The organism is Vibrio sp. 1562 (assembly GCF_033340155.1).
GTDB lineage: Bacteria > Pseudomonadota > Gammaproteobacteria > Enterobacterales > Vibrionaceae > Vibrio > Vibrio alginolyticus.
Genome location: NZ_JAWOVY010000005.1, coordinates 162,240 through 187,693, shown reverse-complemented (window position 1 = coordinate 187,693; position 25,454 = coordinate 162,240). Strand labels below are relative to the sequence as shown.

At 45.4% G+C, this 25,454-nt stretch carries 22 protein-coding genes and 1 tRNA gene; 10 read left to right on the top strand and 13 right to left on the bottom strand.

The annotated features are described in order from the left end of the window. Window positions 1–64: 64 nt before the first annotated feature. Both R7Z49_RS07460 and R7Z49_RS07455 read right to left on the bottom strand, forming a co-directional pair. Window positions 65–2,017 carry a PTS mannitol transporter subunit IICBA gene (locus R7Z49_RS07460; RefSeq protein ID WP_005379710.1) on the bottom strand — a complete coding sequence of 651 codons (1,953 nt, stop codon included), beginning with the start codon at window positions 2,015–2,017 and terminating at the stop codon, window positions 65–67. A 595-nt stretch (window positions 2,018–2,612) separates the two neighbouring features. Continuing rightward, a complete protein-coding gene (locus R7Z49_RS07455; RefSeq protein ID WP_065274143.1) occupies window positions 2,613–4,376 on the bottom strand; it encodes a lysophospholipid acyltransferase family protein in 1,764 nt (587 codons plus the stop codon). Window positions 4,377–4,609: 233 nt separating this feature from the next. Between R7Z49_RS07455 and R7Z49_RS07450 the strand changes: the two genes are divergently transcribed. Then, window positions 4,610–5,329, top strand: coding sequence for an SIMPL domain-containing protein (locus R7Z49_RS07450; RefSeq protein WP_005379714.1), 720 nt, complete (start codon window positions 4,610–4,612; stop codon window positions 5,327–5,329). A gap of 223 nt (window positions 5,330–5,552) precedes the next feature. Beyond that, window positions 5,553–5,828, top strand: a complete 276-nt coding sequence (locus R7Z49_RS07445) for a hypothetical protein (RefSeq protein WP_005383040.1) — start codon at window positions 5,553–5,555, stop codon at window positions 5,826–5,828. A gap of 95 nt (window positions 5,829–5,923) precedes the next feature. On the opposite strand, the gene R7Z49_RS07440 is transcribed toward R7Z49_RS07445, so the two are convergent. From R7Z49_RS07440 to rpsU, 6 genes are all read right to left on the bottom strand, one after another. Beyond that, the gene (locus tag R7Z49_RS07440) at window positions 5,924–6,727 is read right to left on the bottom strand and encodes a MetQ/NlpA family ABC transporter substrate-binding protein (protein ID WP_042521813.1); all 804 of its coding nucleotides are present in this window, start codon (window positions 6,725–6,727) and stop codon (window positions 5,924–5,926) included. A 261-nt stretch (window positions 6,728–6,988) separates the two neighbouring features. Next, window positions 6,989–7,064 (bottom strand) — tRNA-Ile (locus tag R7Z49_RS07435). Between the two features lie 155 nt (window positions 7,065–7,219). After that, a complete protein-coding gene (gene rpoD, locus R7Z49_RS07430) occupies window positions 7,220–9,082 on the bottom strand; it encodes an RNA polymerase sigma factor RpoD (protein WP_005395986.1) in 1,863 nt (620 codons plus the stop codon). Between the two features lie 99 nt (window positions 9,083–9,181). Continuing rightward, on the bottom strand, window positions 9,182–10,948 hold the full coding sequence (gene dnaG / locus R7Z49_RS07425) for a DNA primase (protein ID WP_005379719.1): 1,767 nt from the start codon (window positions 10,946–10,948) through the stop codon (window positions 9,182–9,184). A gap of 149 nt (window positions 10,949–11,097) precedes the next feature. Beyond that, window positions 11,098–11,541, bottom strand: coding sequence for a GatB/YqeY domain-containing protein (locus R7Z49_RS07420; RefSeq protein ID WP_005379720.1), 444 nt, complete (start codon window positions 11,539–11,541; stop codon window positions 11,098–11,100). 27 nt (window positions 11,542–11,568) lie between these two features. Further along, on the bottom strand, window positions 11,569–11,784 hold the full coding sequence (rpsU, locus tag R7Z49_RS07415) for a 30S ribosomal protein S21 (RefSeq protein ID WP_001145625.1): 216 nt from the start codon (window positions 11,782–11,784) through the stop codon (window positions 11,569–11,571). A 230-nt stretch (window positions 11,785–12,014) separates the two neighbouring features. Between rpsU and tsaD the strand changes: the two genes are divergently transcribed. Together tsaD and R7Z49_RS07405 are read left to right on the top strand one after the other, a co-directional pair. Further along, the gene (gene tsaD / locus R7Z49_RS07410; RefSeq protein ID WP_005379854.1) at window positions 12,015–13,031 is read left to right on the top strand and encodes a tRNA (adenosine(37)-N6)-threonylcarbamoyltransferase complex transferase subunit TsaD; all 1,017 of its coding nucleotides are present in this window, start codon (window positions 12,015–12,017) and stop codon (window positions 13,029–13,031) included. A 176-nt stretch (window positions 13,032–13,207) separates the two neighbouring features. Next, the gene (locus R7Z49_RS07405) at window positions 13,208–14,023 is read left to right on the top strand and encodes an alpha/beta fold hydrolase (protein ID WP_318111499.1); all 816 of its coding nucleotides are present in this window, start codon (window positions 13,208–13,210) and stop codon (window positions 14,021–14,023) included. 34 nt (window positions 14,024–14,057) lie between these two features. Here R7Z49_RS07405 and plsY read toward each other — a convergent pair whose 3' ends face one another. Further along, the gene (gene plsY / locus R7Z49_RS07400) at window positions 14,058–14,669 is read right to left on the bottom strand and encodes a glycerol-3-phosphate 1-O-acyltransferase PlsY (RefSeq protein WP_005379857.1); all 612 of its coding nucleotides are present in this window, start codon (window positions 14,667–14,669) and stop codon (window positions 14,058–14,060) included. 250 nt (window positions 14,670–14,919) lie between these two features. Between plsY and folB the strand changes: the two genes are divergently transcribed. From folB to R7Z49_RS07385, 3 genes are read left to right on the top strand one after another with little or no spacing between them, the layout of a single operon-like run. After that, window positions 14,920–15,279, top strand: a complete 360-nt coding sequence (gene folB / locus R7Z49_RS07395) for a bifunctional dihydroneopterin aldolase/7,8-dihydroneopterin epimerase (protein WP_005387458.1) — start codon at window positions 14,920–14,922, stop codon at window positions 15,277–15,279. Continuing rightward, window positions 15,276–15,758 (top strand): 2-amino-4-hydroxy-6-hydroxymethyldihydropteridine diphosphokinase, encoded by a 483-nt coding sequence (gene folK, locus R7Z49_RS07390; protein ID WP_005387457.1) that lies wholly within the window; start codon window positions 15,276–15,278, stop codon window positions 15,756–15,758. Before folB ends, folK begins: the two co-directional genes overlap by 4 nt. A 14-nt stretch (window positions 15,759–15,772) precedes the next feature. Then, window positions 15,773–16,576 (top strand): undecaprenyl-diphosphate phosphatase, encoded by an 804-nt coding sequence (locus R7Z49_RS07385; RefSeq protein ID WP_017636143.1) that lies wholly within the window; start codon window positions 15,773–15,775, stop codon window positions 16,574–16,576. Window positions 16,577–16,628: 52 nt separating this feature from the next. Here the strand turns inward: R7Z49_RS07385 and R7Z49_RS07380 are convergent, their stop codons facing one another. Beyond that, a complete protein-coding gene (locus R7Z49_RS07380) occupies window positions 16,629–17,849 on the bottom strand; it encodes a multifunctional CCA addition/repair protein (RefSeq protein WP_186584471.1) in 1,221 nt (406 codons plus the stop codon). Between the two features lie 137 nt (window positions 17,850–17,986). On the opposite strand from R7Z49_RS07380, the gene R7Z49_RS07375 reads away from it, so the two are divergent. The 3 genes from R7Z49_RS07375 (at window position 17,987) to ggt (ending at window position 22,293) form a co-directional block, all read left to right on the top strand. Next, window positions 17,987–19,603: an ExeA family protein gene (locus R7Z49_RS07375; RefSeq protein WP_053306867.1), complete on the top strand. Its 1,617-nt coding sequence runs from the start codon at window positions 17,987–17,989 to the stop codon at window positions 19,601–19,603. Beyond that, a complete protein-coding gene (locus tag R7Z49_RS07370) occupies window positions 19,603–20,289 on the top strand; it encodes a general secretion pathway protein GspB (RefSeq protein WP_053306868.1) in 687 nt (228 codons plus the stop codon). The genes R7Z49_RS07375 and R7Z49_RS07370 overlap by 1 nt, the downstream gene beginning before the upstream one ends. A gap of 273 nt (window positions 20,290–20,562) precedes the next feature. Further along, window positions 20,563–22,293: a gamma-glutamyltransferase gene (gene ggt, locus R7Z49_RS07365; protein WP_318111498.1), complete on the top strand. Its 1,731-nt coding sequence runs from the start codon at window positions 20,563–20,565 to the stop codon at window positions 22,291–22,293. A gap of 88 nt (window positions 22,294–22,381) precedes the next feature. Here ggt and R7Z49_RS07360 read toward each other — a convergent pair whose 3' ends face one another. The 3 genes from R7Z49_RS07360 to R7Z49_RS07350 form a co-directional block, all read right to left on the bottom strand. Then, window positions 22,382–22,993 carry a TIGR04211 family SH3 domain-containing protein gene (locus R7Z49_RS07360; RefSeq protein ID WP_005379900.1) on the bottom strand — a complete coding sequence of 204 codons (612 nt, stop codon included), beginning with the start codon at window positions 22,991–22,993 and terminating at the stop codon, window positions 22,382–22,384. Window positions 22,994–23,171: 178 nt separating this feature from the next. Then, window positions 23,172–24,431 carry an inorganic phosphate transporter gene (locus R7Z49_RS07355; protein WP_005379898.1) on the bottom strand — a complete coding sequence of 420 codons (1,260 nt, stop codon included), beginning with the start codon at window positions 24,429–24,431 and terminating at the stop codon, window positions 23,172–23,174. Window positions 24,432–24,562: 131 nt separating this feature from the next. Then, window positions 24,563–25,243: a TIGR00153 family protein gene (locus tag R7Z49_RS07350; protein ID WP_005379896.1), complete on the bottom strand. Its 681-nt coding sequence runs from the start codon at window positions 25,241–25,243 to the stop codon at window positions 24,563–24,565. Window positions 25,244–25,454: the final 211 nt, after the last annotated feature.

Sequence of the window (25,454 nt, the reverse complement as noted above, 5' to 3'; positions counted from 1 at the left end):
GAGGCCAACCGCATAGGGGGTGACAGCTGACCTCATTTGCCTCAGGAGCAAATTAAAGGGGTAATTAAGCCGCTTGTTGACCGCCAAGGATGTTCAGAATCTCTTCCACATCGTTGGTGCTGGTTAGCTTCTCAATTGCCTCCGGCTCATCGAGCGCGTTCGTAATGGTGGTAATCACCTGGATGTGCTCATCGTTCTTAGCGGCAATGCCGATAACCAGTTTCGCTACATCATCGTCGTCTTCAGTAAATTGGATACCCGATGGGTATTGGCAGATTACAATGCCGGTTTTCTTCACGCGGTCTTTCGCTTCTACCGTGCCGTGAGGCACTGCGATAGATTCGCCTAGGTAAGTTGGAACCAATGCTTCACGCTCAAACATCGCGTCTACGTATTCTGGTTCTGCGTAGCCAAGTTCGACCAACTTGTTACCCGCGAAGCGAATCGCTTCTTCTTTGTTGGCAGCTTTCAAACCTAGGTGAATGTTTTCACGCTGGATTTGGAACACCGACGTTTGCTGTGGCTCGAAGTTGTCGTCGTTTGCTGCCACGAGCGAAACTTTTACCATTTGGTCGTCATTGGCTGCGGATTGGTTTTGCGCTGCTAGTAGTTTGGTGACTAGCTGGTTGTACATCTCGCTGTCTAGGAAGTTAGTCAATGAAATGTGGTGTGCGTTTGGAGCATGCTTACGTGCACGATCCGTTAAGTCTTTATGAGTAATCACGATATCTGCACTCTCTGGTAAGCTGTTAATGGCAAGGTTGGTTACGTGGATGTTCAGACCTGCGTCTTGAACCTTTTTGCGTAGCATGCTCGCGCCCATTGCACTCGAGCCCATGCCCGCATCACAAGCGACAATGATGCTTTGTACTGTCGCTAGGTCTACGTCACCTTTGCTTTGGCTGTTTACCACCGCATCGTTTTTAGATGCAGATTTCATGTCTTTCATTTGTGATGTTGCTTTCTCTAGTGCTGCTTCATCACCGTCTTCTTCTGTTGACGTTTGTGTCTTCATTAGCAGTGCTGCTACGGCGAATGACACGCCTGTTGCCGCTGCTATAGACGCCAGAACACCAACGATTGAGCCTTTCTGAGTCATCAACAAGATTGCAAAGATTGAACCTGGTGATGCTGGAGAAACGATACCTGCGTTAAAGATAGTTAGTACGAATACGCCAGTCATACCACCTGCGATAGCCGCAAGGATTAGGCGAGGGTTCATTAGGATGTATGGGAAGTAAATCTCGTGGATACCGCCGAAGAAGTGGATGATTGATGCACCACCTGCCGTTTGACGAGCCGTACCTTTACCAAACACCATGTAAGCTAGCAGGATACCAAGACCAGGACCTGGGTTTGCTTCGATTAGGAAGAAGATCGATTGACCTGTTTCAGACGCTTGCTGGATACCCAGTGGAGAGAAAATACCGTGGTTGATCGCATTGTTTAGGAAAAGGATCTTCGCAGGTTCAACGAAGATTGAAGTCAGTGGTAGTAGGTGAGCAGAAACTAGGAAGTTAACGCCTGCCGCCAAGCCACCAGAAAGAATTTTTACGAATGGACCGATAAAGATGAAAGCAAGGATCGCACATAGCATGCCGATGATGCCCGCAGAGAAGTTGTTAACCAACATCTCGAAGCCACTTTTTACTTTACCATCGATGTAGTTATCGAATTTCTTGATAGCCCAGCCGCCCATTGGGCCGACCATCATTGCGCCCATAAACATTGGGATGTCTGTGCCTACAATCACACCCATTGTTGTGATTGCACCGACTACCGCACCACGATCGCCACCAACTAATTTACCACCGGTGTAACCGATAAGTAGTGGCAGCAAGTAGGTAATCATTGGGCCAACCATAGAGGCTAATGTTTCGTTTGGTAGCCATCCCGTTGGGATAAATAGAGCAGTGATAAAGCCCCACGCGATAAACGCGCCGATGTTTGGCATTACCATGTTTGACAGAAAACGACCAAAATTTTGTATCTTGATCTTGGCATCTGGTGATATCATAACAATTCCCCGTTCGATGTTCTGATGAATCTTGTTGTAGTAAACGGTTCGCCAAAACCGTTTGTTTGATTGCTTAGTACCCAATCAATTTACCACACATTTTCCAATTGGAACTGACAACGGGTTTTTCGTGATCTACGCCCGCATTTCTTAGGCTGAGAAACGGTTTTTAAGTGACCAAGTTCAACTTATTAACTTGTAACTTAATAACAAAAAGCCACTTTTAAATCTGTCAATAAAAATCTTAGTGATCAATCCGATCTTCTGACAAATTTAAAATCAAAATACTTTGTGACTTTGATCACTTTTGATTTTTTTTGAAATTCGAATTAAATACTTGTAATGATCAATGTCACGTTTTGTGTTGAGTTGTGGTGGATTTAAAGTGTGACCTGGATCTGTTTTTGTTTTTTGTGAAAGTTTGTGACGGAATTGGTGAGATAAATGCTATCTAGATCTTTCGATAGATTGTATCTATAAGAGTCTTTTCGGCGCACTTCACGGAGCACGCCTAATTAGTTGATGAAAGGGTAAATAAAGAGAGTCGCCACACGGTTCTTCTTGTGATTCCCAACTCTCTACTTAATCACTGTTCTTAATCATCGTTGCTATTAGTATGATAGACGAGGTAGTCATGAGCTTGCTCGCGTCCCATATACCTTGCCAACGTCTTTTCTTGAACATCGCGCAAATCCACCATAATCAATCCATCTAGAGCGTTATTGAATGCAGGGTCGACGTTGAAGCATACCAGCTTGCCATTGAGGCTTAAGTACTGACGCAGCAAAACGGGCACTCCTTTCCCTTCATCGATTCTGGCAATGACACGTGACAATAGCTGTAAATCACCCAGAGCAGTGAGCATGCTGGTGTTCCAGTCACGGTGGTGCTCAGGAAGTGGGTTAGAAGGTGTGACGTACTCTGCGCAATTGTTGTCGTAGTGGTGCAGTGTCATTGATTGAGCCAGTAATTGACGTGCAGTATCGCTATAATCGTTGCTAATGCTTACCGGACCAAATAGGTGAGTGTAATCTGGGTTTTGATGAACGAACGTTGCGATGCCTTTCCACAGTAGCAGTAGCGCGCTCATGCTCTTTTGATATTGATGTGCAATCACAGAGCGCCCCATCTCAATGGATTTACCCATTTGGTCGATAAAGCGTTGGTCATAGTTAAACAACGTTCGTGAATACAGACCTGCTACGCCGCGCTTTTCAATCAGTTGATCAACCAGACCTAAACGATACGCGCCCACCAAGCATTGGTTCTCTCTGTCCCACACAAACAGATGCAGGTAATCATGATCGAAATGGTCAATGTCTATTGCTAGTCCAGTCCCTTCGCCAACTTGTCGGAAATTGAGCTCACGTAGGCGACCAATTTCATGCAGTAGGGAAGGGATACTCTGCGACTCCGTGCAGTAAACATCGAACTCACCACTTGTTAGCAGCTTGGACTCTTTTGGTAAGTTGTTCAGCTCTTCAAGCAATTCGCCTACGGGTAACCCTGCCGCTATTGGAGAGAGCAGTTCTGATGAAGAAGAAGGCTTAACTGATTGGGTTTCACGATTGAGCAAGTAAGTGTTGAGCCGCAAATAGTTCACCACTTGATCATCGTTAAGTGTGTTGAGCTCTTTGAATTTAATCGCTTGGCCAAAAGACAAGTTGATGGTTTGTGCATGTTTGTTCAGTAGCTCCCGCCCGAGCATTAGGGTACGCAAAAGTGGATGGATTTTCCCTGCCATATAGAAGCGTTTCGAGTTCTGACCACTGATGAATACTGGAACTGTCGTTGCTTTGTTTTTGCGGATCAGGCTACTTACGCTTCGACTCCACGCTTTGTCTTCCAAGCGTTGCTGTTTGGCATCGACTAACTGGGAAACCTCACCGGCAGGAAAGACAAGCAATAAGCCGCCACTTGCGAGGTGTTTATTAGCCGCTCTGAGGGCCTTCATATTTGATTTGACGGCGTCTTTGCCTTCAAACACATCGACACCAATGAAGAGCTGATCTAACTCTGGTACGGTTTTCAGGTATTGATTGGCTAGAATTTGGATATCGTCTCGTACCATCAACAAGAGTTCGGCCAAGATGACGCCTTCCACACAACCAAGCGGGTGGTTCGCCACAATGACGGTAGCACCTTGTTTAGGCACTGAGTCGAGTGAACCATGAGCAATGCGATAATCGATACCTAAGATATCTAGCGTGAAGCGGAGAAAAGTTTTGGTATCGGCATTAACGGGGCGTTGGGCGTAGAACTTATCAAGTTGGTTTAAACCGGTTGCCCATTCAGCAACGTTTTCACCAATGCCAAACGGCGTTTTACGAGGGAGACGAAAAGGGGTTGAACTATCCATATTTACCTCAGCGTACAAGTTGCTGATTGGATAGTAGAAATTACAGATGACAGTTAAGAGGCAAAAGCATGAGCCTTTGGTGACAAACCAATGAAGCTTTATTGACTAAAGAAAACGGTATATCACTGTGCTATGAATCAAAACTCGCGTTATGTCTCCCTCTTAAAACAATAGATAGGCTATCTTATCTAGAACAAAGATTAAGCTAAGTTGATATTTATCAGGGGGAAATAATGGAACGAGTTTCCAATAAAGCAGCACTTTGGATTGGGCTAAGTTTGATACTTGGTCTTGGCATCCTTGGCTATTTTATGCAGCAGACGGCGGTGAAATACCGAGCCTATGAAAGAGTCGTGACAGTAAAAGGTTTGTCGGAGCGTGAGTATCCTGCTGATACGGTGATTTGGCCGATTCAATTTACTCTAGCGAGTAATGATATGGGGGCCATGTTTGATGAAATTGACCAGCAAACCCGTTTGATTTTGGACTTTCTAAGTGCCAAAGGGCTTCCTGAAACCAGCGTTTCCCTTTCTTCCCCAGCGGTCATTGACAGAAAAGCACAGCAATATGGGAGCGAGCAAGACATTGAGTATCGTTATTTGGCCTCGCGAACCGTTACGGTTTACAGCCAGAGTGTTGATGTTGTTCGAGCGGCAATCAATGAAATAGGTGAGTTAGGAAAACAAGGCGTTTTGCTTAACCAAGATCCTTATGCAAATCGTGTTGAGTACAGCTTTACTAAGCTGAATGATGTGAAGCCAGACATGATCGAAGAAGCGACTAAGAATGCGCGTGAAGTGGCTGAGAAATTTGCGAAAGACTCACAGAGTTCACTGGGTAAGATCAAACGTGCAACTCAAGGGCAGTTCTCGATTTATGACCGAGACAGCAACACGCCTTACATTAAGAAAGTACGAGTGGTATCGACGGTTCAATATTACTTATCTGATTGAAGTTGCGCTCGTATAGCCAATAGTTGGGCGCTCCATCACCCTCTGTTTGTAGAGTTATCTATGCTCTGTGGTAGGGAAATCAGTCTTCGATGACGCTATATACAAGTACTTTTTTATAAAACTAAGTTCTTAACAGTGATGAGGTGAGTTTGATAATAATCAAGCTCACTTGTTTCTTATGAGCGTAAGTTAGTATGACTTATTGCTAGAAGGAGTTAGTATCATGGCATACAAGCACTTTATTAGAGAACTACTGGGTTTAGCGATTGTTGTCTCTGTCGTCTTTGGCGTATTAGGCGTGATGTTAGAGCTCTTCGCACTGACGGCACTTTGGGAGCATCAGCAAACGATAGCCGATGTTTTCTTCCATGAATCTCTCTACTTCATCGTATTTTTAATCCCACCATACTTCCTCTGGAAGTTGATTAACCGACCTGAATTGGTTTCTGCTGACCAAGCTTATTTGGCAATGAAGTTAGAGGCTGAAAGTCGACAATGAGTCGATTTAGTGAGTAATGAAAAGAAGAGGCTATGAGAAAACATTAGCCTCTTTTCTATCTGATTCGTGGGGCAAAGTATTCGCTGCTTTATTGATTAAAAAGCTGCTTCGATTGTGCCTTTGAAAGTGCGATCGAGATAATCACGAATCGCTTGAGATTGATAAATAGAAACGAACTTTTTATACGCTTCATTATTTTTGTCTGCGTCACGAGTGGCGATGACCATGACTGCTAATGGGGCGTCTTTTGCTTCAAGATAGATACTTTGTTTCTTCGGATCTAAACCAGAAGACATTACGTAGTTCATTGTAATCGCAGCCGCGTCCACATCATCTAATGTTCTTGGTAGCTGAGCGGCATCTACCTCGACAAATTCAAATGATTTTGCGTTTTTTTTGATATCAGTTAGGGCGGCTTTATGGCCAACACCCTGTTTCAGCTCAATTAAACCTGCATCGGCGAGTAGCAACAGACCACGACCACCGTTGGTAGGGTCATTTGGAAGCGCTATACGTGCATTGTTTGGAAGCTCTTGCAGTGAGCGATACTTATTGGAATAAAGCCCCATACGCATAAGAATGGACTGACCAATTGATACTAATTGGGCGTTATGGCTACTGTTGAAGTTGTCTAAAAATGGCTGGTGCTGATAGCTATTAATATCGATGCTACCATCGCTAAGAGCGGCATTAGGTGTCACGTAGTCAGAAAACTCAATGACTTCGACATTCAAACCTTGCTTCGCTGCCTCCTTCGCTACCGCCTCGACTACTTGTGCATGTGGTCCAACTGTCGCGCCCACTTTAATGACAGAGTCATCTTTTTCTCCACAAGCGCTTAAGCCGACTACTGCCGTGAGAATCAAAGCTAGTTTCTTTAAGTGACCAATACTTTTCATTGTAGCTCCATTTTTGCTTTAGACGTCCATACGTTTATATGTCCATACTATCAGAAGTTGTCTGAGGGTCAATGGTTTAAATCACGAGCAGACATTTTGTTTCTATTGCTCGTATAGAAAGCCAGATAATAGTTAAAGAAGAGGGGAAGAAGAAAAGCTATTACGAGGTTAGTGACGAGTTACCGCAACCGAAACTGTACCCAAAGATATAAGATACAAAAAAGGCGTAGTAGGTATTAACCTGCTACGCCTTTCGAAATATGGTGGCCCCTCGCAGACTTGAACTGCGGACCAATCGATTATGAGTCGACTGCTCTAACCACTGAGCTAAGGGGCCTTAATAGGACAACGATTATAGGGGAAGCGTTGCAAGGTGTCTAGATACCAACTAGGGCAATTGCGCTTAGTTTTTATCCACTTAGAACCGTAGATAATAAAAAAGGTGACCTAAAGTCACCTTTTTTGATTTCTAAAAGCTTGTATGCGCTGCGATTATTCGTCTAGGAAGCTGCGCAGAGTCTCTGAGCGGCTTGGGTGACGAAGTTTACGTAGTGCTTTTGCTTCGATCTGACGGATACGCTCACGAGTAACGTCGAACTGCTTACCAACTTCTTCTAGAGTATGGTCAGTGTTCATGTCGATACCAAAGCGCATACGAAGTACTTTCGCTTCACGTGGCGTTAGACCTGCAAGCACGTCTTTTGTTGCCACTTTAAGGCTAGTTGCTGTTGCAGAATCTAGCGGAAGTTCTAGCGTTGTATCTTCGATAAAATCACCTAGATGCGAATCTTCGTCGTCACCGATTGGTGTCTCCATTGAGATAGGCTCTTTAGCGATTTTTAGAACTTTACGAATCTTGTCTTCTGGCATTTGCATGCGCTCTGCCAGTTCTTCCGGTAGTGGCTCACGACCCATCTCTTGCAACATTTGACGAGAAATACGGTTTAGCTTGTTGATCGTTTCGATCATGTGTACCGGGATACGAATCGTACGTGCTTGGTCCGCGATTGAACGAGTGATTGCCTGACGGATCCACCACGTTGCGTAAGTCGAGAACTTGTAACCACGACGATATTCGAATTTATCTACCGCTTTCATCAGACCGATGTTACCTTCCTGGATGAGATCCAAGAACTGTAGACCACGGTTGGTGTATTTCTTCGCGATAGAAATTACAAGACGCAAGTTCGCTTCAACCATCTCTTTCTTCGCACGGCGAGCTTTTGCTTCACCGATAGACATACGACGGCTGATGTCTTTAATGTTCTGTACGTTTAGAGAAGTCTCTTCTTCAATCATTTTTAGCTTAGCGATTGAACGACGGATTTCTTCTTCGTTACGTTTGATCTTTTCAGCGTATGGCTTGTCTGAAGCAAGAACTTCATCCAACCAAGCTTCACTTGATTCATTACCAGTGAACAGCGCGATGAATGATTTCTTCGGCATTTTGCCGTATTCAACGACAGACTTCATGATCAGGCGCTCTTGAGTACGAACGCGATCCATAGCAGTACGCAGTTCATTCACTAGGTGATCAAACTGTTTAGGCGTTAGACGAAACTCGCGGAATACGTCTAGCATCATTTCATTAGCAACGGTTGCTTTCGGGCTGTTATAGCCGTACTCGTTGATTGCTAATTGAAGATTTTGATAGGTGCTGCGTAGTTGGTTGAATTTCTCTAGCGCTAATTCTGGATCGATACCTACATCTTCTTCAGAATCATCTGAATCGTCATCGCTATCTTCGTCGTCATCAACGTCTTCATCGTCTTCTTCTTCTAACTGAGATTCAGTCAGTTCAGAACCGATGTGTGTTGCCGTTGGTGCAGCGGTGTCGTCAGCATCTGGATCTACAAAACCTGAAATTAGGTCTGTAAGACGTAGTTCTTCAGCTTGAACTTTGTCAAATTGCTCAAGAATGTACGGAATTGTGCCTGGGTATTCAGCAACAGACGATTGAACTTGGTTAATACCTTCTTCAATACGTTTTGCGATGTCGATTTCGCCTTCGCGAGTTAGAAGTTCGACAGTACCCATCTCACGCATGTACATACGTACTGGGTCTGTTGTACGACCAATCTCACTCTCTACGCTAGAAAGTGCAGCGGCTGCAGCTTCGGCTGCATCTTCATCGGTAATATTTGTGTCATCGTTCAGTGCTAAATCATCAGCATCAGGAGCAGTTTCTACTACCTTAATGCCCATGTCGTTGATCATCTGAATGATGTCTTCTACCTGTTCTGAATCTACGATTTCAGCAGGTAGGTGGTCATTTACTTCGGCGTAGGTCAGATAGCCTTGTTCCTTGCCTTTAATAACAAGTGACTTTAGCTGTGACTGCGGATTGTGATCCATAGACGGTATCCAACTTCGTAATCTGGTGAAGGAATCAGTATGCGAAATGCAAACCACTTACTATAACAAATTAAATCGTTGCTGACTAATTAAACAGGGTTACGCTTTTAAATCTAGCATAAGTGCTAGCAGCTCCCTTTTCTCTTCGGCTGATAAACCGACACTTCTTGCTTTGGCCTGCAGGTTTTCAATTTGTTTTTCTACGCACTGGGCAATAATTTTATCCAGTGAGTCTAAAAAGATTTCTTCTTGGTTGTCCTCATCGAGTGGAATGTCCCAACTCGCGAGACGAGACAGAAGGGTCTCATTTTGGCTGTTTCGCCAATGCTCTAATAATTGGCCTGTGTTGATATGGGGATGTGCTTGGCATTTATCAAGTACATCAACAAATAAACTTAGACCAGGAATGGGCAAATCTCTAACGCTAGTTAGATCTGGCACCATACTTACGTATTGTGGGTTTTGAATCAGTAACGCGATCACTTCTCGCATCGGCGTTCGCTTGATTTCTTTATGAGGTTGAGGCCTTTTATCCTCTTTACCTTGTTTTGAAATTAGCTGCTGTAGTTGGCGTTCATCAACCAAACCCAAACGGCGGCCAAGCAATTCTCTCAAGTATAGTCTTAAAGTGCCGCCAGGGACTTTATCAATGAGAGGAACCGCAAGAGTACTCAGTTTTGCCATGCCTTCTTTCGTGCTCATATCGACCTGCTGAGTCAATGAGCTGAACATGAATTCAGACAAGGGCATCGCATTAGACACTTGCTGCTCAAATGCTTGTTTTCCGTTTTGTCGGATATAAGAGTCGGGATCTTCTCCATCCGGCAAAAACATGAATTTTAACTGGCGACCATCCGTTAGGTAAGGCAATGCATTTTCCATGGCACGCCACGCGGCTTCACGGCCTGCGCGGTCACCGTCATAACAACACACGACGGTGCTTGTTTGCCTGAATAACACTTGCAAGTGATCGCCCGTTGTCGAGGTTCCCAATGAGGCAACGGAATAATCTACGCCATATTGAGCAAGCGCGACAACATCCATATAGCCTTCAACCACTAAAATTTGTGGTGGCTCACGGTACGCTTGTAGTACTTCATAAAGGCCATACAACTCTTTACCTTTATGAAATATCGGGGTTTCGGGTGAGTTGAGATATTTTGGTGTCCCATCACCTAATACTCGACCACCAAAGCCTATTACTCGACCGCGTCTGTCTCGAATAGGAAACATCACTCGACCACGGAATCGGTCGTAGCGGTTGCCTTTATCGTTTTCAATCAACATGCCGCCAGTGACGAGCATGTCTTGGTTTTCTTTATTCTGGCCAAAGTTCTTACGAACTAAATCCCATTCATCAGCCACATAGCCGATGCCAAACTTCTGGACGATTTCACCAGACAGGCCGCGATCTTTTAGATACTCAATCGCCACCTTACTTGCTGGCTGTTTGAGTTGGTTACGATAAAATTGAGCAATGCTGCCCATTAAGTCGTATAGGTTACGTTTTTCACTGCTGCTTGCTTGTGGGCCTGACTGAAACGAACCATTACCGCCGCTACGTTGTTCGCGAGGAACATCTAAACCCAAGTATGAAGCGAGTTCTTCAATGGCTTCGACGAATTCTAGTCGGTCGAATTCCATCAAAAAATCGATGGCATTTCCATGCGCGCCACAACCAAAACAATGGTAGAACTGCTTTTCTTGACTGACACTGAATGAGGGTGTCTTTTCGTTGTGGAACGGGCAGCATGCGCCGTAGTTTTTGCCTTTTTTCTTAAGTTTCACACGTGCGTCGATGATATCGACAATATCAAGTCGAGCTAGAAGGTCATCGATAAAACTGCGAGGGATGTGTCCAGCCATAAAACCTAACAAAAAAAGAAGATGATGAGTGGAGTGAATGCCTTAAAAGAATGAGCGTATTGCCCATTGATTTCATCCCATCCATCCAGATACAAACAAGCCGTGCGCTCCAAAGGATAGCACGGCTTGCTGCAATTGGGTGGGGTACCTTAAGCCAATTTAGCGCGAACTAAACCGCTTACTTTACCCATATCTGCACGCCCTTGAATTTGCGGTTTCAGAACGCCCATTACTTTGCCCATGTCTTGCATGCCAGCTGCGCCAGATTCAGCAATCGCGTTCTCGATGAGAGCCGCTACTTCTTCGTCTGTCAGTGGTTGAGGCATAAAGTCCTCAAGAACGGTAATTTCTGCTTGTTCCGCATCAGCAAGATCTTGACGACCCGCTGCTTCAAACTGCGCTACAGAGTCGCGACGTTGTTTAACCATCTTGGTCAATACTGCAAGAATGTCGTCATCGTTCAGAGTAATCTGTTCGTCAACTTCACGTTGCTTGATTGCTGATAGGGCTAAACGAATAGTACCAAGGCGCAATTTGTCCTTGGCTTTCATCGCTAATTTTTGCTCTTCTTTGAGTTGATCAATCAGAGCCATAACTAAATTCCTTTTGGAGCTCAGTTATTAGTACAGGCGAACGCGACGAGCGTTTTCGCGAGCTAGCTTCTTAGCGTGACGCTTTTGAGCTGCTGCTTTAGCGCGTTTGCGAACTGTAGTTGGTTTTTCGTAGTGCTCACGACGACGCACTTCAGAAAGGATACCTGCTTTTTCGCAAGAGCGCTTAAAACGACGTAGAGCAACGTCGAACGGTTCGTTTTCACGTACTTTAACTACTGGCATATGCCTTTCACCTCAGGGGTTATTCGTTAACGCTGGTATTCAACAGACCAAATCACAATTGTTAGGTCTCTTACCAGCTTGATCAAAAATGGTGCGGAATTTTAATCCGATCACAACTACTTTGTAAAGCCTTTTGTCGATTATTGTCTGTACAAAATTTGTTTGCAGCACCAAGGCGAGGTAATATGACGCCCAAATTTCCTCTATACAGAAAGCATACTGAGAAAACCATGCGCATTATTGGTATTGAAACCTCTTGTGACGAGACTGGCATCGCAATTTATGACGATGAAAACGGTCTCTTGTCACACAAGCTATATAGCCAAGTAAAACTGCACGCAGATTACGGCGGTGTGGTGCCTGAGTTGGCTTCACGTGACCACGTAAAGAAAACCATTCCTCTTATTAAAGAGGCACTAAAAGAAGCGAACTTAACTTCAAAAGACATCGATGGTGTCGCGTATACCGCGGGGCCTGGTCTTGTTGGGGCGCTATTAGTGGGTGCGACTATCGGTCGCAGTATTGCTTATGCTTGGGGAGTGCCAGCGGTACCTGTTCATCATATGGAAGGTCACCTATTGGCCCCAATGTTGGAAGATAACCCTCCACCGTTCCCGTTTGTGGCGGTATTAGTATCGGGCGGTCACTCTATGATGGTGGAGGTGAGAGGCATCGGTGAGTACAAAATTCTAGGTGAGTCGATTGATGATGCGGCGGGCGAAGCGTTTGATAAAACAGCGAAGCTAATGGGTTTGGATTACCCAGGCGGTCCACTATTATCTAAACTGGCGGAAAAAGGTACACCGGGCCGCTTTAAGTTCCCGCGCCCAATGACGAATGTGCCAGGTTTGGACATGAGTTTCTCTGGTCTAAAAACCTTTACGGCTAACACGATTGCTGCAAACGGTGATGACGAGCAAACTCGCGCGGACATCGCATTGGCATTTGAAGAGGCTGTGTGTGCTACGTTGGCTATTAAATGTAAGCGCGCGCTTGAGCAAACAGGCATGAAACGCATTGTTATTGCTGGTGGTGTGAGTGCTAACCGTCGTTTGCGAGCTGAGTTAGAGAAGTTAGCGAAGAAAGTTGGCGGCGAAGTTTACTACCCACGTACTGAGTTCTGTACAGATAACGGTGCGATGATCGCTTACGCAGGCATGCAGCGCTTGAAGAATGGCGAAGTGGCTGATATGTCAGTAGAGGCTCGTCCACGTTGGCCAATTGATCAACTAACACCTGTCGCTTAATCAAATTTATGCGGTAAGTTTGAAACCGGTTCTGTGTAATAAAGGTCTCTGCTCCTCAGAGGCCTTTATTTTTAATTATTCAATGAACCGCCTCGTTTTACATTCTGACTGATGCGATCAGTTCGCTATTGTTTCAGTGCTAGGATGACGTGGAAGAATAAGAAATGGATATAACAATGAATAAGTTTGAAATTGAAGGTCAGCAACTTGCTTATCTAGATAAAGGTGAGGGCCCTGTGCTTCTATTTGGTCATAGTTACCTTTGGGATCGCCAAATGTGGGCGCCACAAGTTGAGGTTTTAAGCCAGTCATTCCGTTGTATTGTGCCAGATCTTTGGGCACATGGTGAATCGGACGCTGCACCTGCATCGACACAGTCATTGGCCGACTATGCACAACATATGCTGGCATTGATGGATCATTTAGATATCGAAGAGTTCTCGATAGTGGGCTTATCTGTTGGCGGCATGTGGGGAGCAGAGCTAACGGCTCAAGCGCCGCAACGTGTTAAGTCACTGGTATTGATGGATACCTTCATTGGCTGGGAGCCAGAAGTTACGTATAAGAAGTATTTTGCAATGCTTGATACCACCAGCCAAGTCCAAGCAGTGCCTGCGCCAATTATTGAAGCCGTTGTGCCGCTGTTCTTTGCCAACAACGTCAATCAGGATAACCCTGAACTTGTCGCTTCATTCAAACGCAGTTTAGAAGAGCTGAACGGTGAGCGTGCGGTGGAAGTAGCTCGCATAGGGCGTATGGTGTTTGGTCGCCGGGATGTGATTGAGGATTCGGAAAAATTTGCTCTGCCGACGTTAATTGCAGTGGGCTGTGAAGATAAACCACGTCCAGTTTTTGAATCTTATTTAATGAAAGACTGTATCACAGGCAGTGAGTTGGTGGAGATTCCCCAAGCGGGACACATCAGTTGTTTAGAGCAACCTGAGTTCGTCAACCAGATGTTGTTGAACTTCCTGAATCGAGTTCATGCGTAACCAATACATCCTTCTTTAAACGAAAAACTCGGCATTAAGCCGAGTTTTTTTGTGTCAGTTTTTTCTCGCCGATTTTTGGCTCGTCGCCAGACAAAAGCCGACGAATATTTTGATGATGCTTAAATACGATTAAGCAGCACAGCATAGCAACAGGTAACGTGTATTGCGGTTTAAACATCCAAGTATAAAACGGAGTGACCAAAACCGTGACGAGAGCCGCTAAGGATGAATAGCGGAATAGCGCGGCTACTGACAGCCAAGTTAACATTACCAATCCAGTTAAGTCCAAACCAATCGGAGCGATAGCGCCAAGCGCGGTTGCGACACCTTTTCCGCCTTTAAAGTGGAAAAAGATGGGGTACATGTGGCCAAGACAGGCAGCAATGGCGATGACGCCAAGAATGATAGGGTCGATACCAAGAAAGTATCCGCCCCACACGGGGATAGTGCCTTTGAGCATATCGCACAACAAGACTGAAACAGCGGCTCCTCGTCCGCCAATACGCAATACGTTCGTTGCTCCAGGATTGTTAGATCCCACACTGCGTGGGTCTGGCAGTTTTAAGAGTCGACAGATCAAAACCGCACTGGAAACCGAACCTAATAAATAGGCGGCCATTGTCATTATCAGTGCCAGTGCGTCCATAGAAGTCCTTGATGGATTGGAATTTAATGCTCGGTTCCCGCGTAGTTGCTATCATACCCCGAATTTACATAATGCAGAAATCCTCACTGTGATAGAGCTTGCATTATGTAATTTCTTGTATATAAAGATGCTTTCGCAGTTTATACCTAAGTAACATTGTGATGACCAAAGTAAATGTTACTTAGGTATAGAATACTACGATCAAATTACCCCTCACGGGTATCCGACCTCTGTAATAGAAGGACATAAGATGGCTCTGGATAAAGTTTTTATTGAACAGTTAGAAGTAATCACCACCATTGGCGTGTACGACTGGGAACAACAAATCAAACAAAAGTTGGTTCTAGATATTGAAATGGCACACGATAATAAACCTGCGGGCAAAAGTGATGATGTGCAAGATGCACTGGATTATTCGCAGGTGAGTGAGGCGGTACTTAACCACATTGAAAATGGTCGTTTCTTACTGGTCGAGCGCGTGGCTGAAGAAGTAGCAGAGCTTATCATGCAGCGTTTCTCTGTGCCTTGGGTGAAAATCCGCCTAGCGAAGCCTGGCGCCGTGCCGCAAGCACGTGCTGTTGGTGTGGTGATTGAGCGAGGCCGAGCATGATCACCACCTATATCGGTGTTGGGACGAACGTAGAAAGAGAGCAACATGTGCTTGCTGCGTATCAGGAGCTGCAACGGCTTGGAGAAAATCTCCTCGTATCACCGATATATGAATGCGAACCTATTGGTTTTAGCAGTAAGAATTTCTACAACTTTGTCGTTGCAATGCGTACCGAGTTGTCATTAGAAGAGTTGAGCCATCAACTACGCGAGATTGAATTTAAATGGGGACGCGAAGAAAACGCGCAAAAGTATCAGGATCGAACACTGGATCTCGATATAGTGTTGTTCGGTGAGCGCGTCTCCAAGAAAAAACCTGAGCTACCTCGCAGTGATATCTACAAATATCCTTTTGTCACAAAGCCGTTGTATGATCTCGAACCGCAATTAGTGATCCCAGGCGATGGACGCACAGTCGCAGACATTTGGCATGCTATGCAGCCAGTCGATTCGCTCAAACCCGTTTCCTTTCATTTTTAATTTGAGTTGTTTACATGAGTTATTTTGAAGCCTTTATTTTGGCTCTGATTCAGGGGCTGACAGAGTTTTTGCCTATCTCAAGCTCTGCCCATTTGATCCTGCCTTCCGCTATTTTAGGATGGGAAGACCAAGGTCTGGCCTTTGATGTTGCTGTTCACGTCGGTACATTAATGGCTGTCGTGATCTATTTTCGTCATGAAGTAATCACTTTGTTTCAAGCGTTATTTGCTTCGATCTTTAAAGGAGATCGCAGTAAAGAAGCTAAATTGGCTTGGATGATCGTGATTGCGACGATTCCAGCTTGTGTGTTCGGTCTATTGATGAAAGACATCATTGAAGTGTATCTACGTAGCGCTTACGTCATCGCGACTACCACGATCGTATTTGGCTTGTTGCTATGGTGGGTAGACAAAAACGCTAAACTCGTTGCCGATGAATACCAAACGGGTTGGAAGAAAGCTGTATTTATCGGTATTGCTCAAGCCTTAGCGATGATTCCTGGAACTTCACGTTCAGGGGCGACCATCACAGCAGCGCTTTACCTTGGCTTTACTCGAGAAGCGGCTGCCCGATTTTCGTTTTTAATGTCGATCCCAATCATTACATTAGCTGGTAGCTACTTAGGCATGAAGTTAGTGACCAGTGGTGAACCTGTCCATGTTGGTTTCTTACTTACTGGCATTATCACATCGTTTATCAGTGCGTACATCTGTATCCACTTCTTCTTGAAGATGATTTCACGCATGGGCATGACACCGTTTGTGATTTACCGTCTCATTTTGGGCGTCGGTTTGTTCGCTTTTCTATTAAGTGCATAATTGATGCTAACGAAAAACGCCCGCGAAATCCGCGGGCGTTTTTGTTTGTTCGTTACTTCTTAAGTACTGCTTTCACTGCTTCAATACGTCGTTTTTCTTGCTCGTCACGAATCGCAGGGCCTTTAAAGCCCTCTTTGATTATGGTTTGAACGTCAACTGCCGCTGCTGCTTGGTAGGCTTGCCTAAAAATATCCGCCTGTGGATATGGTTGCGTTTCCAGTCCTTTACGACCAGCGTGATCCGCTTGGCAGCAAAGCAAGATATCTTGCAGACGTTTGGACTTACGCCACCCATCAAGCTTATTGAGTATTTTAATTATGGTTTGTGGTTTAAGTTCAGCCGCGCGATGAATATTGGAGTGCTGTTCGCACACCATCAAGGCTAAATCACGAAACTCATTTGGTACCCGGACACGTTCGCACAGCTTTTTGATCAGTTTTAATCCTGTATGGCAATGCATTTTGTGGCTTGGCCATTCGCTCTCTGGCGTCACGCCCTTACCCAAGTCATGCACTTGGGCGGCAAACCTGACGGGGAGTGAGTTACTCAATTTTGCGGCTTGCTCTGCCACCATCAAAGTATGGATGCCAGTATCGATTTCTGGATGCCACTTCTCAGGTTGAGGTACGCCAAATAGTGCATCAATTTCAGGTAACACCACGGTTAATGCACCACAGTCTCGTAGAACCGATAAGAAAATATCAGGGCGAGGAGTAGAGAGAGATTTATGCCATTCTTGCCAAACACGCTCGGGAGTCAGTGTGCTCAGCTCTCCGGACTCTGCCATGTGACGCATTAACCGCATGGTTTCGTCGGCAACCGTAAAGTTTAGATCAGCAAGCTTCGCTGCGAAGCGAGCGACACGTAAAACGCGTAGAGGGTCTTCAATAAAGGCGTCTGATACATGGCGTAGCAGTTTATCGTTGAGATCTTGCTGGCCACCATATGGGTCATGGATCGTGCCATCACTCTCCATTGCCATCGCGTTAATGGTTAAATCACGACGTATCAAATCTTCTTCTAAGGTGACGTTTTGATCGAAGAAACATTCAAAACCAGTGTAACCAGAACCTGACTTTCTCTCTGTTCGTGCAAGGGCATATTCTTCTTTACTTTTGGGATGCAGAAATACAGGAAAGTCTTTACCAACGGCGGTGTATCCTTGGGACAGCATCATCTCGGGCGTCGCGCCTACGACCACCCAGTCGTTGTCATAACTATCAATTCCGAGCAATTTATCTCGAACTGCGCCACCTACTAAATAAACTTGCACGAATTACCTCTTAATTTATGGATATGCCGTTGGACATTGTAGCAAGCAATGGTACTTTTCTTTACTCCTAAGAATAGAAGAAGAGCGTTTATACCATGTCTGACTATTCCCAGGTGGTTTTTTAGCTGGAGAGCCTAATGTATAAGGACTTTTTTGGGTTTGTCGAACAACCATTTTCGATTGTTCCAAACTCACGTTATTTGTATTTAAGCCAACGTCACAAAGAGGCAATCACACATCTCCAAGCTGGGCTAGGCGATGGCGGTGGCTTTGCTATGCTTACTGGCGAAGTAGGTACAGGCAAAACGACCGTCGCAAAAGCGATGCTGGCGAATTTGGGTGATAACACCAAAGCGGGTCTTATTCTCAATCCCACGTTTTCGAGTAGAGACTTGCTCGAAGCCATTTGTGATGAGTTCAAAATCACCTATCCGCCAGATGCAAACCTCAAACAGCTAAACCAGGTTATCCATCAATATTTGCTGCGTAATTATCGTTCAGGCTGGCAGACATTGCTGGTCATTGATGAGGCTCAACACCTTGCTGCCGACGTTCTAGAGCAGTTGCGATTGTTGACCAACTTGGAAACCGATACCAGAAAATTGCTCAAAGTGTTGTTGGTCGGGCAGCCTGAATTGCAGCGGTTATTACAAACAACACAACTACGCCAACTTGCCCAGCGTATTACCGGGCGTTATCACCTGTTGCCGTTGGATGAAAAAGAGACAGAAGATTACATCGCATTTCGACTACATACAGCAGGTGGCGACCAGCAACTGTTTAATCGTGCTTCTTGTAAACTTATAGCCAAATACAGTCACGGTATACCGCGGCTCATCAACCTTATCTGTGACAAATCCCTCAACATTAGTTATCACCAGGGTAATGTGGTTGTGGATAAGCAAACCGTTCAGCAGGCCTGTGAAGAGGTGATGCAGTTTCAGGCAGATATTTATCAGCAAGATAAAAAAGAGCGCCGGACTTTCCGTTGGCCTGCTTGGGGCTCTGTCACGGTAGGCCTTATTGCTGCATTAAGTACGGGGTGGGCGGTCGTGAATTATATGCCAGCTCAAGCGACGTCAGTGTTGACACAAGTGAAGGAGCCAAGAGTAGAGCCAACACCAACCGTCGTAAGCCAACAGTTAACGGATGAGCAGCGTGATTTATTGTTAACACAAAAACAGTCGAACCTTGCTGTAAATGATTTGTATCGTTTGTGGGGGTATCAAGCATCGGTTCGCGATAATCTTTGTTTGTCAGAACCGCAGTCGACTATGCGTTGTGAGCGTAAAATGGCGACTTGGCCGCTGTTGATGCAACAAAATCGCCCTGTGATCTTGGAGTTGAATTATCAAGGTGATGTTGGGTATGTCATTCTATATGCCGTCGGTAATGACCAAGCTGAAGTGCTCAATGGCAAGCAGCGTCTGCGTCTGCCAGTTTCGTGGCTAAAGCCGTTGTGGCAGGGCAATATTATCGAACTGCGGCATGCTCCGCTGAATGAAACATTACGGTTAGACATGGAAGGCCCTGCGATTGAAGTATTAGACCGATTATTAGCAGAAGCGGTGAGTGAGCCACTGCTTGAAACGTCTATTTTTGATGGTGCGATGAAAGAGCGAGTCGAGTTATTTCAACGTTGGCAAGGAATTGGTGTCGATGGTATTGCAGGTAAGCGAACGCTAGACCGACTTCAGCAAAATGTTCAGCCAGATGCGCCTCAACTGGCGAGAATCGAGAAGGAGGACGCATAATGTCAGCTGTGAAACATATAGGTCTGTTCTTGCTGCCAATCACTGCTTCTGCTATTGGAGTCGCTTGGTACTTAGATCTCTTTGCACCGAGTGTTGAAGTAGATACAACGTCCCTGATAGAAAAGGTCGAAGTGGTATCACCTTTCAAAGTATTAGACTATCCAGAGAACACCCAGTTGGCCCAATTGCCAAGAGAGTGGCCAAGTGCAGAGCTATCGCGTGATTTTGGTACATTTACCACCCCCGATGAATACACGAGCCATACACCAAGCAGAGATGAAACACGCAACTCAGCATCAACCCAAACGACTTCTGCTGCTGAAGAGGACCTCGGGTTGTCTTTGGATGATCTGGATTTATCCTCATTATCTCCTGATTTAGCTAGGAAGGTCGAAAATGCCTTATCCCGAGATGATGACAATTCGTCATCACAAACGGCACGCGTGAACGATTTAGAGCGCAACGCTCACCAGTGGCAAGGGCGTCTACCTGCGCTTAATTTGCAAACCCATATGTACGCTAGTGATGAAAATCGCCGTTGGGTGAAAATTAACAATGTTGAGTATCATCAAGGGGATGTCGTTGATGATCAGGTCACTCTAAGAGAAATACAACCGCAAGCGGTGATTGTTGAGTTCCAAGGTGAGCAAATTCGTATACCAGCGTTGTATGAGTGGAAAGGGTAACTCTTGTAGAAACACATCAAGCCAGCGAAATCATATCGCTGGCTTTTTATTTTGCAGAGCATCTTTTGCATCTATTCTGGTGATGATTTTTAGATACTCAAACAAGCAAAATATAGCTTTTCTCAGTCGTTTAAATAGCACCAATATCATTCATCTATTGATAGCGCGATTCCAGTCAGCGTTGTGTAAAAAGACACCATCTTCACGAACTTCGGAGTAATGACTTGGTCCACGTTAGACCCCATCACATAATAGGAGTCTAAACAGAGACACATGCGTATTCTGATTTTTTCTTTAAGTATTGTTGCATCGACAAGCTATGCAGCAAAGCCAGACCCATTCCCAGTTACACCAGATAGTCGCGGGCAAGATTTCATGGTCAGTGCGACGAATCCTTACGTGAGCAGTACCGGTTACTCAATATTGAAAGAAGGCGGTAACGCTGTTGATGCTATGGTCGCGATGCAGATGGTGATGTCTGTCGTTGAGCCAGATATGACCGGAATTGGCGGCGGGACTTTCGCGCTGTTTTATCAACATGACGAGAAAAAATTTCTGGCCCTTGATGGTCGAGATGAAGCGCCCTCTAGCGCGAACCCTGAAATGTTTGTTGAGAATGGGGAAGTACTCAGTCGCAACGAAATATTAGGCCCTCGTTCTGTTGCGGTTCCGGGCACGTTGCGGTTGCTTTACACCACTCATGAACAATACGGCAAGTTGCCATGGGCAGAGCTGATTAAGCCGGCGATTACATTGGCGAGCAATGGGTACGCGATGAACAGCTACACCTACGACATCGTAGTAAGAGAGCAAAGCCGACTTGAGCAAGATCCGGAAGTGAAAGCCTTGTATTGGCAAGGGGATGATATTAAGCCGACGGGAACCTTGATGAAGAACCCTAAGATGGCTGAGACGCTGAGGAAGATCGCGCAACAAGGCGATAGTTACCTTTATGGTGGTGAGCTTGGTCAGCACATCGTAGAGACGGTTAATAGTCGTATTGATGACCAACACGAGAAGTTGTCTTTAGAAGATTTTAAACATTACCAAGTGAAGCAGCGTGACATCATTGAGAGCGACTACCGTGGGAATAAAATCGTCTCTTTTGGTTACCCAGCTTCGGGTGGTGTGATGGTCGCTCAGAGTCTTGAACTGCTTGCACCCTATTACATTGCCCATATGGCGAAAACGGATGTGGAACCTTGGCGTCTCATGACTGAAGCGATGCGAATTGCAAAAGCCGATCGTATTGCGTATGCCGGAGATCCGGATTATGTGGAAGCGCCAGTTGAACAGTTGTTGTCTAAAGCCTATCTAGATCAGAGACGTGATTTAATCCCCGATAATGGCACTTCAGAAGAGGATCCAAAAGCAGGACAGATAACGCAAACTCAGTATGCGCAATATCAAGGCTTCGAGAGCAAAGATACAGGGCATATTTCTATCGTAGATAGAGATGGAAATGCAATAGCGATGACTAGTACGGTAGGAACGGGTATGGGCTCGGGTGTGATGGTCGATGGCGTTATCTTGAACGCGCAGATGGCTAACTTCTCACCTCAGCCAACGGTTAACGGCAAGCCTACGCAAAACTCAATTGAAGCGGGCAAGCGTCCACGTTCGGCTATTACGCCATTAATGGTGATGGACAGTGATGATAACTTGCGTTTGGTGGTTGGGTCACCAGGTAGTTCACAAATCCCGGGGTATGTACTCAAAACCGTGGTTGGGGTGCTGGATTGGAATTTATCAGCGCAAGAGGCTATTGACTTACCAAACATCCAGTATGGCACTAAGATAGACCGCACCAAGTCTTATGACCCGACTGGTTTGCTGGTGGAAAAGAAAACGTTCGCAGAAATGTTGGTGCCTGAGTTTATGGAGCTTGGCTACCCAGTGCACGTTATTCCAGTGGTAAGCGGTTTGAATGCAATTGAGCTAAAAGATGGCAAGCTTTATGGCGCAACGGATCGTCGTCGAGCCTCTAGTTCAATGGGGGAGTAGTACTCACTTCTATCAAACGAAGCAAATTAAAAAGCCAGTCAATATCGACTGGCTTTTGCGTTCTTTTTAAAGATAAAAGCGTAAGGGTTTATGCCCAACCCGCAGGAGAGCGCTTTCTACGAGGCATGACATGCGGAAGAATCAAACCAAATAGTAAACCTAAACCTGCAACACCGCCGCCATAAGTGAAGTACTTAAGCAGCATGTCATCTTTTTGTGTATCCAGTTTTGCGCGTAGCTCGCGGTTTTCTGTTTCAACAGAAGTAAGCTGATCGCTGATCTCAGAGTATTTATTTTCTAGATCTGAAATTTGTTGGTTACGTGTTTCGAGAGAGGTAACAAGACCGGCTTTCTCTGCATCAGAAGTTTGACGAGCATTAGCAAGCTGCTCTTTTACTTCGGCTAGCTCTTTCTCAATGCGAGGAAGGCGAATTGCCATGCTCTCTTGGTTTGTCACAAACTTGCTTTGTACCCAACCAGTGCGACCACGGTCATCACGAACTTGCGTATAGCCAGTATCTCGGTTGGTTTTAATCAGTTGTACTTTAGAACCGGCGTTAACACTACCAATAATACGGTAGGTGTTATTTGGACCTGAGTGCATAAAAGTGAAGAGGTCATCAGAAATATAACGGTCTGCTGCTAGGGCCGCTGGCGCTGCTAGCAAAGTAAACAAAACCGTGATGATTAGTTTTTTCACAGTAAATCCCTTAACGATTTTTCTTGGAGACAGCGTTGGCACCGAATGATTGGAGCCGGAAATAGACGAATAGTATGCAGTTTCAAACCTCGGTGCAACAAAGAAGGGAGGCAAAGCCTCCCTTTCTGTGCGTTTGAGTCAATAATGACAAAGCGCTTACATTCTATTGACGAGTGTCTTAAGCGAACATCGCTTGAAGTCCGTAGAAGAATACTACGGCCAATAACGCACCCGCTGGTAGTGTAACGATCCATGATGCCACGATGTTACGAACTACGCCTAGGTTCAGTGCTGCGATACCACGAGCAAAGCCAACACCGAGAACCGCACCAACCAATGTTTGAGTGGTTGAAATTGGCAGGCCTGTACCAGACGCTAGAACTACCGTACATGCTGTTGCTAGCTGTGCTGCAAAACCGCGGCTAGGCGTTAGCTCAGTGATGCCAGTACCAACGGTTGCCATTACTTTGTGACCCAGTGTTGCAAGACCGACCACGATACCAATACCGCCAAGAGGTAGAATCCACCAAGCGATGGTGCTTTTCGTGCTGATTTCGCCCATGTGTTCAACAGTCGATACGACAGCAGACAGTGGACCAATGGCGTTTGCAACGTCGTTTGAACCGTGTGCAAATGCCATCGCACAAGCGGTGATAACCATCAGAACGCTGAAGATACCTTCCACGCCAGAAAAGCTGCGGTCTTCTTCGCGATTAGCGAATTTTTTCTGGATGTATACGTAGCCGCCAATCATCACAAGTGCTGAAACTGCTGCTGCCCACATCCAGGCTTCACCATTGGTCAGGTGAAGACCAACGTGTTTTAGACCTTTTTTGATGGTTACAAGTGCAATCACCATTGTTGTGATGAACATGTAAACAGGTACAAAACGTTTCGCGTTAAACAGAGGGTTCTCAGTATCAAAAATCAGGCGCTGTGCGCTGACAAAGATAACGTAAGCAAAGAAACCTGAAATCACTGGCGTAATAATCCAGCTACCAACAATGCCTTGAACGCTGCCCCAGTCAACCGCTTCAGTACCTACTGATACGCATGCAAAACCAATGATTGCACCGATGATTGAGTGAGTCGTTGATACTGGCCAGCCCATGTAAGAAGCAAGAAGCAGCCATGTACCTGCTGCTAAAAGCGCAGACATCATGCCGTAGACAAGAACATCTGGTTGACTAGCAAATAAAGAAGTTTCGATTACACCTTTACGGATAGTGTCGGTTACTTCACCGCCTGCAAGGTAAGCACCTGCAAATTCGAAGATCATCGCAATGATGATAGCTTGTTTTACAGTTAGCGCTTTTGAACCTACAGATGTACCCATCGCATTAGCAACGTCGTTCGCGCCAATACCAATCGCCATCATGAAACCAAAAATCGCTGCAACAATAATCAGGACAGTGCCGTAGTTCGCAAGGATATCCATCGTAATACCTAGTTGTTTTATAACAAGCGGAACAAAATTTTACGCGCGCCAAACCATAAGACGATGAAAATAGTCATCGTCCCTATGACACGTGTTAATTATGCTCTTCGTTATGTCGTTAACTTTATGTTTTAAGATCGAGATAGCATGACTTCCAAACGAGCACCTACGCGCTGCGCTTGGTCGGCAATACCACCTACCCATTCAAGAATCTTGTATAGGAACATGACATCGATAGGGTTCATGTCAGCTTCAATCACCATCAACTGTTGGCGAAGTTCAATCTGCATGGCATCGGTATCATCTTCGATAACGTCTAATTGATGAATCATTTCAGCGACGAGCGTCACTTCACGGCCTTTGAAGCCGGTTTCTAGCAATTCATCAAGTTCATTGATTACCTTTTGCGCCTGATCGGCAGCATCAAGACAACGTTGAACGTAAGCGAGGAAGTTTGGTTGGAGAGCCTCAGGGATGACAAGTTGACGACCATATACACGGCCAGCAATGTCTTTTGCCAGGTTTGCAAGTTTGTCCTGTTGAGTCAAAAGCTCAAGCATGTCAGTACGGTCGACTGGCATGAACAAACCGCGAGGCAGTTTTAGACGGATTTCACGTTTCAGCACATCCGCTTCTTTCTCTAGGTGAGAAATTTGTGCACGGATTTCTGCTGCTTTTTCCCAATCACCCTTTGAAGATACTTCAAAGAATTTCACCAAGTGTGAACAACATTCGTTGACACACACAACGTGGCGTTGCAAAGGCTTAATTGGGGACTTTGCAAATAACCCCATAATTGTATTTACTGGCATGGTCATTCAACCTAATAACTATAACCTTAAAAAAACATACACCATTTCTGAGTGCTTGGCGAAATGTTGAACGATGGCTATAAAGGCGCGCATGGTAACGCATTAAATCGCTCATTAAAACTGTTTTAGATCATCATTCCGACGATATTTCTCTCTTGCCGTGTGAGAAATTACGCAATATCCTGTTTCTATCTGCTTTGAAAGGTATAGC